The organism is Exiguobacterium sp. s124 (assembly GCF_018617485.1).
Classification (GTDB): Bacteria; Bacillota; Bacilli; order Exiguobacteriales; family Exiguobacteriaceae; genus Exiguobacterium; species Exiguobacterium aestuarii.
This window is the reverse complement of the sequence record NZ_JACSKH010000001.1, coordinates 396775-410616: the sequence shown is the minus strand read 5'-3', so window position 1 is coordinate 410616 and position 13842 is coordinate 396775. Positions and strand designations below refer to the sequence as shown.

The following is a 13842-nucleotide window of genomic DNA, read 5'->3' as shown; positions in this document are numbered from 1 at the left end:
GCCCTCACCGACTGAGTGCGTCTTGTTTTTCATTTACGTCACTTCCCATAAAGGCTTCCATGGTTGCCGATGTATCGGAAGAAATCCCATCCCGTTTGAACACTTTATATGCTGTCTGAAAGATAATTTTCCAGTCTCCTAAAAACGTGATGTGGTCAACGTAATGAACGTCTAAATCGAAGCGATCTTCCCAAGATAGGCGGTTGCGACCGTTCACTTGAGCGAGTCCCGTCAATCCAGGCCTCACATCGTGACGACGTTTCTGTTCCACACTATATCTAGGTAGATACTCGACAAGTAGCGGCCGAGGACCAACAATTGATAGGTCACCTTTTAAAATATTGATCAGACTCGGTAACTCATCGATGCTGAGGGAACGTAACTTCTGACCGAATGGGGTCAAACGCTTGTCATCTGGTAACAGTTCCCCGTTTTCATCTCGCTCCTCTGTCATCGTTCGAAATTTGATTAAATGGAACACTACGCCATCTTTGCCTGGGCGTTCCTGCAGAAAGAAAATGGGACCTCCGAGCTTGATTCGAATCATCACACCGACAACGAATAAGATCGGGCTCAATACGAGTAGTGCGAGCGATGCTAACGTGATATCTTGAGTTCGTTTAAAATGTCGTTCATACATATTGAACCTTCCCCTTTCTATAGAGAAGCGTACATTTTTTCGTAGTAGTCGCGATAGGCTCCCGATACAACGTCCTCCACCCATTCTGAATGTGTACGATACCATTCGATTGTCTCTTCGATTCCTTGCTCAAATTGATAACGAGGCGCCCATCCGAGTTCTTCGCGCATTTTAGAAGCATCGATTGCATAGCGACGGTCATGTCCTGGTCGATCGGTCACGAATTGAATCTGGTCCTCGGATTGTTGAAACACTTGCAAAATCGTACGGACGAGTTCGAGATTCGTCAACTCATTATTCCCACCGATATTATACACCTCGCCGAAGCGTCCTTTTTCCCGAACGAGGTCGATGGCTTCACAATGATCTTGAACGTGTAGCCAGTCTCGAATGTGTCCCCCATCTCCATATACGGGAAGCAGTTTTTCGGTCATGCAATGATGCACCATGAGCGGAATCAGTTTTTCTGGGAATTGATACGGTCCATAGTTGTTGCTGCAACGTGTCGTTTTGACTGGAAAACCGTACGTTTCATGATACGAACGGACTAGTAAATCCGAGCTGGCTTTTGACGCTGAATACGGACTATTCGGTGCAATCGGTGAATCTTCCGTAAAATAACCGGTCTCGCCGAGTGATCCATATACCTCGTCTGTCGAGACGTGGACAAAACAGACACCCGCTCGGTACTCTCGGCTATATTTGTCGTCCGGGTTCAGTTTCCAATGACGCATCGCCACATCTAACAACACTTGTGTCCCGAGTACATTTGTCGATAAGAACAGCTCAGGCTCGAGGATACTGCGGTCAACATGCGATTCTGCCGCAAAGTGGACGACTTCATCCACTTTGAACAATGTGAACAGTTCGTCGATGGCGGGACGATCCCGAATATCTACTTTTCGAAATACGTAGAGCGGGTCGGTCTCAAACTCCTGGATGTTTTTAAGATTGCCTGCATATGTCAGCGCGTCGACGTTAAGAATGCGGGACGTCGGATGTTTTGCCCGATAGTGTTTTATGAAATTTGAACCGATGAACCCGGCTCCGCCAGTCACTAGGATCGTATGCATTTGTCTGTTCCCCTTCCTCTACGAGTGAGATTAAATATTGACCGTAGTCGGTCATCTTGAGCGTCAAGCCGATGTCCCGGAGCTGTTCACGTGTGATAAAACCACGTCGCCACGCAATTTCTTCAAGACACGCAATATAGTAGCCTTGTCGTTCTTGCACCGTCTGGACAAAGATGGACGCTTTGATCATCCCTTCTGGAGTTCCTGTATCGAGCCATGCCATCCCCCGACCGAACAAGACGACGTTCAGCTCGCCGCGCTCGAGATACATGTTGTTAATGGATGTGATTTCAAGTTCCCCTCGTGGTGACGGTTTGACTTGTTTCGCAAATTCGACGACTTGATTGTCATAAAAGTATAAGCCTGGCACCGCATAGTTCGATTTTGGAGCGACCGGTTTTTCTTCGATGGAGACGACTCGGTGATTTTCATCGAACTCGACAACACCGAACGCCCGCGGATCTTTCACCGGATAGCCGAACACCGTCGCGCCTTTCGTCTTCGCTTGCGCGTCTCGTAAAAATCGGGTCAAATCTGGTCCGTAGAAGACGTTGTCGCCTAAGATGAGACAAACCGAATCATCGCCGATAAACGTTTCCCCTAATATAAAGGCGTCAGCTAAGCCAACCGGTTTCGTTTGAACCTTGTACGTCACTTCAATCCCGAGTTGATGACCATCACCGAAGAGACGTTCATATCCTCCGATGTCTTGAGGAGTAGAGATGACGAGCACTTCTCGGATACCCGCGAGCATCAAGACCGACATCGGATAATAGATGAGCGGCTTGTCGTAAATTGGTAAGAGTTGTTTCGATACAGCTTTTGTCATCGGATAGAGGCGCGTACCGTTCCCGCCTGCTAATATGATCCCTTTCATCGTGTCATCATCCTTTCTCTCAAGATGTCACAAATGCGTGTGACGTCGGTCGGTGTCAAATCCGGATAAAGTGGTAACGTCAGAACGCGATCCGCAATCTGTTGAGCGACCGGTGTCCGACGGCTCGCAAATCGATTTTCCATCCAGTCATAGTCCGTGACGAGCGGATAAAAATACTTTCTCGTCAACACACCTTTTGTGGCAAGCAGCGTCTCCATCTCGTCTCGACGATTGACTGCATCCGTGAAAACGATTGGATAGTAGGAATGGTTCGGGTGGACACCTGGCTGATACTCGAGTACACGAATACCTGGTATTCCTTTCAGCGAGGCATCATATTGTTCTCTGACCCGCTTCCGTTTTGCCATCACTTCATCGATACGGCGCAGATTACATAGTCCCATCGCCGCTTGAAATTCATTCATCTTCGCATTTCCACCTGGTTCTTTGACGGTTTCAGGACCGGTGATCCCAAAGTTTTTTAGTCGTTCGAAACGTGGTTTTAGCGCTGGGTCATTGAATGTGAGTGCCCCGCCCTCAATCGTATGGAAGACTTTCGTCGCATGAAAACTGAACATCGACACATCTCCGAACGTTCCGATTCCTCGTCCATTCACCGTCACACCGAACGTGTGGGCTGCATCATAAATCACCTTCAAGTGATGTTTTTTGGCGATCGCCTCAATCGCTTCGACGTCACAAACATTTCCGTATACGTGCACGGGTAGAATGGCGGATGTTTTCGATGTGATCAATCGCTCTAGTTTTGAAGCATCGAGCGTATAGTTGTCTGCCCGAATATCCCCAAAGACCGGTGTCAATCCTTTTCGAATCAACGCGTGTGTCGTTGAGGCGAACGTAAACGGTGTCGTGATAACTTCTCCCGTCAATCCGAGCGCCTCAATCGCGGCCTCTAACGCGAGGTGACCGTTTGTGAAGAGGGCCACTTGTTCGACTTTTAGATATTCTTTCAGCGCCTGTTCAAGTTGTTGGTGCTTGGTCCCATTGTTCGTTAGCCATTTTGACTCCCACAACGATCGGATTTCCTCCACATACTCTTCGAATGGAGGGAGTGCCGATTGAATGACGGGGATGATAGGCTCGTGTGATGGTAGCGGTGGTGTGCTCGACTGAAGATCAACGATGTGCAACATATGCTCCCTCCTAAGTCGGTTGGTGATTGGCGACAAGCTCGTAACGATGAAGCATTTCATGAATATGTTGAGCAGAACAGTTCATCATGCAGTCGATGATGGACATGTATGGAAGAAATGTATCCGTCTCCTGCCGATACGTCGGCAGTTCCGATTGTAAAAAGGATAACGCCATGCCCGATTGCCGAAACGACTCCTCGTCATAAAGTGCTCTACCGTTGATTGCATTGATGTAATGGGTTGCGCCGAGTTGCCTGCAATAGTCAAGGATTCGTTCCTGCCCTCTCAACGTCGGGTCTCCATTAAGATTTGACGTATAGAGAAACGTCGTGTCGATGTGGAGATAACGAGCAACTTCTTGTAGACCTTGAGCGAGATAGGTCGCGACGTTTTGTTCGGGATTCGAAAGCGCGCGTTCGAGAATCGGCATGGCCTCTTCAAAATAAGGTGCCCGATGATACGCATGGTGCAACTGTTTGATTTGCCTCAAAACCGTTTCTTCCGCGAGCGCCCGTTCATGCTCACAAATCAACTTGTTTTGACTCATCTTCTGAATCGATAAGGTGAACGGATGGGGTTCACCGTCCAGTACAATCTGATTCCGATGAATCCACCCTTTTTTGATAAATTGGACATCGTCGAAAATGACAAATGTATCGACGGCGTGCATCAGTTGGAAGTAGCCGAGGTAAGGGAAAAAGTACGGCTGCATGATGGCGACTTTCATACGAACACTCCTTCACGAAATGATTTGCTTCTCTCGCAACGTGTCATAATACCCTTTTGCTGTCACATCATTTCGATGGAATTTCACGAGTTCCCGAGAGAGCTTTCCATGTTCGATTAAGCGCTCTGGATGTGCCAAATATTGCTCGATTCCCGCTTCGATGGACTCCACCGTGACATCACACATGTAACAGTTCTCTCCATCCACCGAATGATGCGATACGTTGTTAATCTGATTGCTGATGACGACACCCATCCCGGAAGCACGTGCCTCGATGATTGTCCCGTTCCCGTTCGAGTACGTCGCCGGGAGGATCAAGATATCCGCTTGTTCATATACGATTGGCATCTCGTCCCATGCCCGAATCTCATCTAAGAAATGGACGTTCTCGAGATGATGTTCCGCGATATATGATTTACAGGCTTCGAGTTGTTGACCCGAGTGATTCAAGTAAAGCTCCAAGTTGTATCGTTTCGATAAATTACGATACGCCTCGAGGACGAGGAGCGGTTGATAGCGTTCGACCAGTCGATTCGCGAACAACAACTTGAACGTGTCCCCTTGTTTTTTATGACGGAGTCCATGATCGAAATACGCATCGATATCTTGCGCGTACGTGGCATGTACGACCTTATCGCGGTCGAACTGTAACTCCCGTTTGAACTGGTCGACCGCGACCGTCCCCATGCCGAAGTATAAATCCGCATCTTTGAACATCCAATGTAATAACTGAGTTTTTCGAGGGTTATCAATCCGATTCATCAATCGGTCTGACGGGTCATCGTCGTTTTGAAGTGGACGAAGCGGCTCACTCATGACGACCGTTTTGATGCCTAACCGTTTCGCTACTTTCGTGATCAGTGCGTGCATCGGCATGAATCCTCCGAGCAAGATGATGTCAGGTTTGAAACGAATGAGTTCAGGAATCAACCCGAGTGAGAGATAGCTCAGTTTCGGGAACCGTTTCGAATACTTTAAAATCTTACACTTGTCTCCGAGCGGGATTTTCCACCAGTCCGGTCGGTTCGCATCCAAGTGTTCATAAAACCAAAACTCTGCATCGAAATATTCTTCTAGGGCATAACAGAGTTTCACTTGATACGGAGACGCGATATTACTAATAAAGACGAGCTTCTGTTTCATCGTTTATCCCTCCTTGACGACCTGTCTCGGGTCGACGCTACCTTTCCATACTTCACGTCGAACGTAGTCCGTGTAGGACAAGAGGATTCGCACGACCTTGTCCGAGACGTTCGGCATACTATAGTCACTGACGAGTCGTGGGCGTGGTTGTGACAAGACGACAGAAATCCCTTGAAGAATCCGTTCTTTCTCGAGACCGACCATGAGGACAGCCCCTTCCTCCATCGCTTCTGGACGTTCATGACTCTCGCGAATATTCAGACCTCGCAACCCAAGAATCGAAGACTCTTCGCTGATCGTCCCGCTGTCACTGAGGACCGACTTCGCGTGAAGTTGCAGGTGATTGTAATCGATAAAACCGAGTGGCTTGAGTAAACGGACATGTGGATGAAACGTGATGTTCAACTCTTGGATCCGCTTCATCGTGCGTGGGTGCGTGCTTACGATAACAGGAAGGTCGTACACGTCAGCTACCGTATTCAAACTGTCCACGAGCGTGATGAAATGTTTGTCTGAATTGATATTCTCTTCCCGATGAGCAGAGACGAGAAAGTATCCCTCCCGTATTAAGCCCAGTCGGTCGAGTACGTCCGACTGTTCGATGGCCTCACGTTTTGAAGCGAGCACTTCATACATCGGACTCCCCGTCTTGATCACCCGTTCTGGTGGTAACCCTTCACGAAGCAGATATTCCCGGGCAATATCGCTATACGTCAAGTTGATATCTGACGTATGGTCCACGATTTTGCGGTTCGTCTCTTCCGGTACGCGCTGGTCGAAGCAACGATTGCCCGCTTCCATATGGAAAATCGGAATCTTCCGTCGCTTGGCCGCGATGGCCGTCAAGCAAGAGTTCGTATCCCCTAGGATGAGGACCGCGTCGGGACGTTCCTGCTCTAAAATCGGGTCGATGTGGATCAAGATGTTGCCGATCGTCTCCATCGGGCTACCTGTCGCTGCATTTAAAAAGTGGTCTGGTTTTCGTAGCCCAAAGTCTTCAAAGAAGACTTCATTTAATTCGTAGTCATAGTTTTGTCCGGTGTGCACAAGGATGTGCTCGATGGCTTCAGATTGTTCAAGTTTATGAAGGACGGCCGACAGACGAATGATCTCGGGTCTCGTCCCGACGATGGTCATCACTTTGAGCTGTTTCATCTTGCACCTCCATGATATAAGTATCCGGACGATTTGGATCGAACGCTTCATTGACCCACATGACCGTCACCAAATCTACCGTCCCAACGTTTTCGATACTGTGCGTATAACCGACAGGGATGTCAATGACGCGCATCATTTCACCCGTCACATAATACGAGTGGACGATATCCTCTCCGACTTTTCGAAAGTGGATGTTCGCCTCCCCGCTGACCACCAAAAACTTTTCATTCTTCGTATGATGCCAGTGGTTCCCTTTCGTGATTCCTGGCTTGGCCACATTGACTGAGACCTGACCTCGGTCGGGTGTCCGAAGGAATTCGGTGAACGATCCTCGCGCATCCTCATGTTTCAATAGGTCATATCCGAATGCATCGACGGGCAAATAGCTGAGATACGTGCTGTATAGTTGCTTCGTGAGGCGGTCATCGAGCGCAGGGACGGCTAGACTCTTCCGACTATCGCGAAACGAAAGAAGGAGATTAGCCAGACGTTCCAACGTAACCGGTTCATGTGTTTCAACCATCTGATAGCCAACGACCGGATGTTCCAGCACATGCACGAAAGTCTCTATGACGTCATCGATATAAGCGAGGGTGACGGTTCGATTCGGATCATGGATTTCAATCGGCTCCTCTTTGGCGACTCGGTCACAAAATGTGGCGACGACGCTGTTGTAATCTGGGCGGCTCCATTTCCCGAATAAGTTCGGAAGTCGATAGATCATCACCTGACGCCCAGTCCGGGTCACTTCTTCAAGTAATAATTGCTCGGCTTGACGCTTGCTTTGTCCGTACGGGTTGTCGAGTTCGGCTTGAACGGAAGAGGCATACACGATTGCGGCTGGATTTCCGACTTGCGTCAGCACATCGAGAAGGTGTCTCGTCAAGCCGACATTTCCCTCGAAAAACTCGCGCTCCTCTTTCGGTCGATTCACGCCAGCCAGATGATAGATGAACGATGCGTCGCGACAGTAGGTCTCGAACGTCTCCTCGTCTGTCTCACGCGTTTGGGCAAACACTTCATGCCCTGCCGCTTCGAGCGTCACCCTCAAATTCTTTCCGACAAACCCGTTCGCCCCTGTGATTAAGATTTTCATGAGACTTTCACCCAGCTCTTCAACTCTTGTTGGATATAAGGAAGTTTCATGAGGAGCTGCTTCACTTGTTCGACGTTGAGTTGCTCAGTGTTCGCCGAATTGTACTCGCCTTCGACGGTCAATTTTTGACTGCCTTCGCTGAAGTATTTTTCATAGTTCAAGTCTCGTGTATCGGCAGGCACCCGGTAAAAGCCACCCATATCTTCTGCGACTACATTCTCTTCTCGCGTCAAGAGTGTCTCGTACTGTTTCTCCCCGTGACGTGTCCCGATGACTTTGATCGGATTGTCGACACCGAATAGTTCGATGAGCGCTTGTGCCAACGTCCCGATCGTGGAAGCTGGTGCTTTCTGGACCATGATGTCTCCGGCATGTGCGTTTTTGAAGGCGAAGACGACGAGTTCGACCGCGTCTTCTAAACTCATCAAGAACCGTGTCATGAATGGGTCCGTTACCGTCAACGGTTCACCTCGTTTGATCTGTTCGACGAAGAGCGGGATGACCGAACCACGCGACGCCATGACGTTTCCGTAACGTGTCCCACAAATGAGCGTTTGATCCGGACGAACCGCTTTTGCTTTCGCGACGAACACTTTTTCCATCATCGCCTTCGAGATGCCCATCGCATTGATTGGGTAAGCTGCTTTGTCTGTTGAGAGACAAATCACTTTTTTCACCTGTTGCTCGACGGCTGCCGTCAAGACGTTATCTGTACCGAGTACGTTCGTCTTGACTGCTTCGAGCGGGAAGAACTCACAAGACGGGACTTGTTTCAATGCCGCTGCGTGAAAAACATAGTCGACTCCGTACATGGCGTTACGAACACTGTTCACGTCACGGACGTCCCCGATATAAAACTTGAGTTTATCGTCCATATAGAGCTTACGCATATCGTCTTGTTTCTTCTCATCGCGCGAGAAGATACGAATCTCTTTAATGTCCGTTTTGAGGAAGCGTTGCATGACCGCGTGACCGAACGACCCAGTCCCTCCTGTGATGAGTAACGTCTTATCTTGAAACATTGCAGATCCTCTCCTTCATGATGTAAATGGCTTCTATCGGTGATTGGAAAACTATTGCAATGAGTGGATATTAACGTGATACCCTTCTCATACAAGAATCTGAAAGATATGTGTATCATTTTTTTGAAAGATGGCTTGATGGCGCGTTTCCATAATTAGAAAAAGCATCCTCGGTTAGGATGCTCAAGAAGAACGTCGTAAAAACCCGGTGATGAGTTGTTTTTCATCTTCTCGAAATGTGAAGAGCCACAATACGAGAAGATAGGCGCCCCCAAGCAACGCAGCTTTGAGTAAGAAGAGAAAGAGTGAATTGACGGGGAACGTTTGCTGAATCATCCATCCCGCCACGCCTAACATGATGAGCGTAGGCATAATCTTCATATGACACTCTTTAAAGAAGCGCCACATATTCAGATGTAGAATCCGAAGATAGACCCAGTTCATGAACAAGATCGTGCCAAATACATTCCCAATCAAAATGGCGACGGCTGCCCCGATGGCCCCGTAATGCGGCGACAAGATGGAAGATAAGATGACGCTGACGAGTGCGACAATCAAAGAGGCGAATGCTCGATATTTGATTTGATTCGTCGCAATGAGCGTCGTATAGGCAATCTCTTGCGTCAACGTGATAAAGCCCGGGGCAATCAAGAAGAGCGCCACCCAGTAAGAGGTGTGGAACGACTCACCGACCCACAATCGAATGAACTCTTGTCCCATCGTCATGAAGCCGACGATGATCAACCCGACGATATACAGTTGAATCCGCCCGACCCGGATGAGCAAGTTCTCTAAGTCGCCGTGCCGATTACTCGTCGTCATCCGTGTGACTTTCGGAAGGAAGAGCGAGCCGATGGCAGATGAGATGGTCCAAACGTATCCCTCGATGACCATCCCGATGGAGAAGAGCGCGATTGAGGCACTCCCCGCGACCGCACCTAGAATGGTCGGTGTGATATTGAGGATGAATCGCTGAGCGAGTGCGATCAACGTCGTCCAAGAAGAAAAGGAAAAGATATCCCGGTACATGGTGCGACTCGAATAGAGAAACTCGACGGCGGTGTCCGTTCGTCGCATCAAGTAAAGTCCCTTCCCGACGATGATGGAGAGCCCGACGAGCGCGTTGACGAACACGAGCGCATATAACCCGTATCCGAGAAGGAGCGCCCCAACCATCAAGACGACGGTGAGTACTTTTTCAGATAAGTTGAACCAGTTCAAGACAACAAATCGTTCATTCGCAATCAGGATGCCGTTGAACGGTTTTGTCGGGAAGAGGACGACGATATAAAAGCCGACCATGATATAGAGCGTCTTCAGTGTATCGATTTCACTAGCGGACAAGCTTGCATAAATCGTCTCGATCATGACGTATACGCCAATGAGCACGAGGCCAATTAAGATGGCGATGCCTGTGAACAGTTTGAAGGCGACACCTAAAAAGCGAGATGCCCCCTCTTCATCACCGAGGGCGTGATAATTGGACAAGAAGCGAGATACGGCTGCCTCGAGTCCAAAATCGAGGGCGAACATGCTGACGAGAGAGATGGACAACATGTAGAGTCCGTAACTGGCTTGTCCAATCTCGGCGATCATCCACGGTGTATAAATCAACCCCGCTAAAATATTGAAGCCGATGGCGGTATACGACATGAGGGCACCGATTTTGATTTGACGGGAGCTGCGTTGTTCATCGAATTCCACTTTCGTCGCCATCTTGACTTCCCTCCTTTATTTTTGTTGCCAGAAGAATAGATAAATCGGTTCGTTCCTGACGAATAGGAAGAGAAGCGCTGTGATGGCCACGTAATAGACGAGAAGTCGCTCCCTTCGGTCAAACGATCGCAAGATTTCTGGAATGAGAAGCATGATAAAGACGGAGAAATATTGGACGACGCGCATCATCGATGGATTGATGAATGTGAGCGGTAAGAAGCAGAGCGCGAGCAACAGCGCGTTGATGTAATGGACAGCGTTCGGATTGTTCGCTATCATCTCGTCCTTTCGCCAGACGGCGACGATGGTGATCAAGAGGAGAAGTAACGAAAAGTTGAGCGTCCCTGCCCCTGCATAGTAATCGTACTGGTCATACCCACTGATGAGACGGAATAGTTCGAACAGTTGTCCTCTAAAGACGAATAAAAACGGGATGAGCGCTCCCATGAAAAGGAGATAACGGCTCGTCAATTGCTTGTTTGCCAAGAAATAAAACGGTAAGAAGACGAGTGCGGATTTATGAATGGTCGCTGCGAGAAGAACGATGAGTAGGAATGGCCAAAACCGGCGCGCCTTCACGAACCCATAGCCAATCATGACGGCGATGGCCGTCGCAATCGTCTGACGGATCCCTGTAATCGCAAAAAACGCATAGAATAACGTCGAAAAGATGATGAAGCTAAGTAACGGTTCCGTCGAGTTGCGATAAATCCAAATCCCGAACGGCACGAGGAATAGTATCGCGACAATGAGCAAGTACCATTGGTAGTTTTCGGTTATAAGTTGGGTCGCTTTTTGAAGAACGAAATAGCCCGGATCTCGCTCGTCACCGCTCTCGAATAAACCGCTCATGAAGTTGTTTCCGATTTGCTCCCACGACATGACCCTCGATTGGTCATACATCCATTTGTATTGCATCGTATCTGCCCCGACACTTAGATGTCGAAATCCGGATAGGACAATCCATTGGACGGTCGCAATGATCACAAACAACAATTTTCCGTTTCGGATGCCGTCATCGCGAAGGAGCAACGCTGCCCATGCGATGAGGAGAATGAGGTTGATCAAATAGATGAGCATGTCGCCCCTCCTTTTCGTTAGCGATAACGTAAGTCCATGACACCGCGATAAACGGACAGCGCACGATGATATACATAAGACCTACCTTGCAGCCACTTCTGTTCACGACTAGACAACACCTGATGCCCATCGTAACGTGTCATCAACTCGTCACGCACATCTGGTGCGGCAGACCTATAGATGGCTCGAAAGACTGTCTTTTGTTTTGAGGGTGACTCGAGTCGCTGCAGTAGCTGTTCGAAGAACCGTCGTGACTCGATCGGGGCCACATCCGAAATCCGTTTCGTCTGCTGTTTCGGATGAACACGCGATTTGACATAAGGATTCGTTGTGACGAGAAACTCGTATCCCGCAAGCGCCATATCGACCCAAAGCACCCAATCTTGGATATAGCGATAGTTCGTCGGAAACATTCCTGCTTCCTCAAATGCCTGCTTTGGAACGAGTAGCGCACATCCACTCAGACAAGCTTCTAGCATTAAGTAATCAAACATCTGGTCACTCGTGTAAAAGCCTTTCGTACGCTTCCGAAGTCGTTGAATCGGGCGCCCTACCTCATCAATCAAGTCCGTCCCACAAGATAGAATCGTCTTCTGCTTATTGTCCATGCGGTCGAGAATTTTCATTTGATGCGCGATTTTTTCAGGAGTATATAGATCGTCATGACTGAGCCACGAGAACCATTCCCCACGCATCTTCTCAATCCCAAGATTCAAGGCGGTCGACACGCCACCGTTCTCCTTCTCAAAATAGCGGATGCGATCACCGAACTGTTTGGCGATAGCTGCCGTCGCACCACCATCCGTCGACCCATCGTTCACGACAATCACTTCAATCGGTTCGTACGTTTGAGCGAGCGCACTCTCGATTGTCTCGTTCAAATAGTCCGCTCCATTGTAGACGGGGATGACGATGGAGACGAGTGGCTGTGCCATAGTGAATCCCTTCCTTTCTGGTTCATCAATTCCTGATAGACGTTCAAGTAGTCGGCGATGCGTCGTTCCATCCGAAACGCTTGATGGGCGTGCGAGACACACGCTTCCGTATAAGACGCTTTTCCATCTCGTTTGATTCGCTCAATCGCATCAACTAGCAGCGCGGGGTGACTTCCAGATACGACAGATCCGCACGAATCCGGGACAAGCTCAGGATTCGCTGTTCCATCTAAGACGATTGCTGGCGTGCCACACGCCATCGCTTCTGCCGTCACTTTCCCGAACGACTCTTCTTCAGATAAGTTTAAAAAGACATCGGCGAGCGCATAGTATTCCGCGAGCTCTTCCGGACGATTCGTCGACGGGATGTGGATGATTGTTTTCGGCAATGCGATGTCTGGCATCGCCCCTACTAACAGAATGGTTGCGTCGGGCAGCCGTTCAGCCAAATCAATCCATTTAGACAACCCTTTCGAATCGTCCCATGAGCTGGCTACCCCTAGAAGGACAAATCGGTTCGTCAATCCGAGTCTTCGCCGTAACAACGCCGTGTCCCGCGGACGAAAGATGTCGGTGTCGATCCAATTATAGATTCGACGAATGATTGAAGCTTGTCCAAGAAATGAAAATCGTGCTTCCGTCGTGATCCAATCCGAGACCCCGATGACAGCGAGTCGCGGAATCGCTTGGAACCACATTTTCTTGTCTTGCCACATCTGTGCGGTCCGATCGAGCCCCCAACTTGGATTATCAAGGGCGAGGCGTGGACAGTTTCCGCACCCATATTGCCAGCGGTCACATCCCGAACTCGTATAATGCGTACATTTACCGGTATAGAACCAACAGTCATGTAACGTCAGGACGGTCGGTGTGTCGGTTTCAGCTAACCACGTCAACAGTGTCTCCAAATGAATATAGTTGGAATGAAGATTATGAAGATGGACAACGTCTGGTGGATTTGCTTCCAGTCGTCTGATTAGTTCTTCCGTCGCTCCTTTCGAGGCGTACCCTTGCTTGCCCGTAAGTCTCGACAAGAAAGCATGACGCTTTTGATCGAACGACGAGCCGATTCGAATGCCGGATTCACTGTCAGGTCCCGTTGCATAGGCAACGACACTCTCATGACCAGCTTGGTTGGCGACGGTCGAGAGCTCTTTACAAATTCGCCCTGTGCTCTTCTCCTCATTGATCGCGTTAATGTGTAAGATGCGCATCGCCCTT

At 49.1% G+C, this 13842-nt stretch carries 13 protein-coding genes; all 13 read right to left on the bottom strand.

What is annotated here, in order from left to right; genetic code table 11:
- Positions 1-4: 4 nt before the first annotated feature.
- The 13 genes from KNO85_RS02170 to KNO85_RS02110 all read right to left on the bottom strand — a co-directional run bounded on the left by KNO85_RS02170 (position 5) and on the right by KNO85_RS02110 (position 13835).
- On the bottom strand, positions 5-661 hold the full coding sequence (locus KNO85_RS02170; protein WP_446681865.1) for a sugar transferase: 657 nt from the start codon (positions 659-661) through the stop codon (positions 5-7).
- Positions 658-1713 (bottom strand): dTDP-glucose 4,6-dehydratase, encoded by a 1056-nt coding sequence (gene rfbB, locus KNO85_RS02165; protein ID WP_214786542.1) that lies wholly within the window; start codon positions 1711-1713, stop codon positions 658-660. Before rfbB ends, KNO85_RS02170 begins: the two co-directional genes overlap by 4 nt.
- A complete protein-coding gene (rfbA, locus tag KNO85_RS02160; RefSeq protein ID WP_214786540.1) occupies positions 1619-2590 on the bottom strand; it encodes a glucose-1-phosphate thymidylyltransferase RfbA in 972 nt (323 codons plus the stop codon). Before rfbA ends, rfbB begins: the two co-directional genes overlap by 95 nt.
- Positions 2587-3744 (bottom strand): DegT/DnrJ/EryC1/StrS family aminotransferase, encoded by a 1158-nt coding sequence (locus KNO85_RS02155; RefSeq protein WP_214786538.1) that lies wholly within the window; start codon positions 3742-3744, stop codon positions 2587-2589. The genes rfbA and KNO85_RS02155 overlap by 4 nt, the downstream gene beginning before the upstream one ends.
- Positions 3745-3754: 10 nt before the next feature.
- Positions 3755-4471 carry a WbqC family protein gene (locus KNO85_RS02150; RefSeq protein ID WP_214786536.1) on the bottom strand — a complete coding sequence of 239 codons (717 nt, stop codon included), beginning with the start codon at positions 4469-4471 and terminating at the stop codon, positions 3755-3757.
- Between the two features lie 12 nt (positions 4472-4483).
- Entirely contained in the window at positions 4484-5614 is a 1131-nt protein-coding gene (locus KNO85_RS02145; RefSeq protein ID WP_214786534.1) for a glycosyltransferase family 4 protein, read from the bottom strand.
- 3 nt (positions 5615-5617) lie between these two features.
- Entirely contained in the window at positions 5618-6769 is a 1152-nt protein-coding gene (wecB, locus tag KNO85_RS02140; RefSeq protein WP_214786532.1) for a non-hydrolyzing UDP-N-acetylglucosamine 2-epimerase, read from the bottom strand.
- On the bottom strand, positions 6696-7868 hold the full coding sequence (locus KNO85_RS02135) for a polysaccharide biosynthesis C-terminal domain-containing protein (protein ID WP_214786530.1): 1173 nt from the start codon (positions 7866-7868) through the stop codon (positions 6696-6698). Before KNO85_RS02135 ends, wecB begins: the two co-directional genes overlap by 74 nt.
- Positions 7865-8890, bottom strand: a complete 1026-nt coding sequence (locus tag KNO85_RS02130) for a polysaccharide biosynthesis protein (RefSeq protein ID WP_214786527.1) — start codon at positions 8888-8890, stop codon at positions 7865-7867. The genes KNO85_RS02135 and KNO85_RS02130 overlap by 4 nt, the downstream gene beginning before the upstream one ends.
- A gap of 183 nt (positions 8891-9073) precedes the next feature.
- Entirely contained in the window at positions 9074-10606 is a 1533-nt protein-coding gene (locus tag KNO85_RS02125) for an oligosaccharide flippase family protein (protein WP_214786525.1), read from the bottom strand.
- Between the two features lie 15 nt (positions 10607-10621).
- The gene (locus KNO85_RS02120) at positions 10622-11686 is read right to left on the bottom strand and encodes an EpsG family protein (RefSeq protein ID WP_214786523.1); all 1065 of its coding nucleotides are present in this window, start codon (positions 11684-11686) and stop codon (positions 10622-10624) included.
- Between the two features lie 17 nt (positions 11687-11703).
- A complete protein-coding gene (locus KNO85_RS02115) occupies positions 11704-12621 on the bottom strand; it encodes a glycosyltransferase family 2 protein (RefSeq protein WP_214786521.1) in 918 nt (305 codons plus the stop codon).
- Entirely contained in the window at positions 12564-13835 is a 1272-nt protein-coding gene (locus tag KNO85_RS02110) for a glycosyltransferase (RefSeq protein ID WP_214786519.1), read from the bottom strand. Before KNO85_RS02110 ends, KNO85_RS02115 begins: the two co-directional genes overlap by 58 nt.
- Positions 13836-13842: the final 7 nt, after the last annotated feature.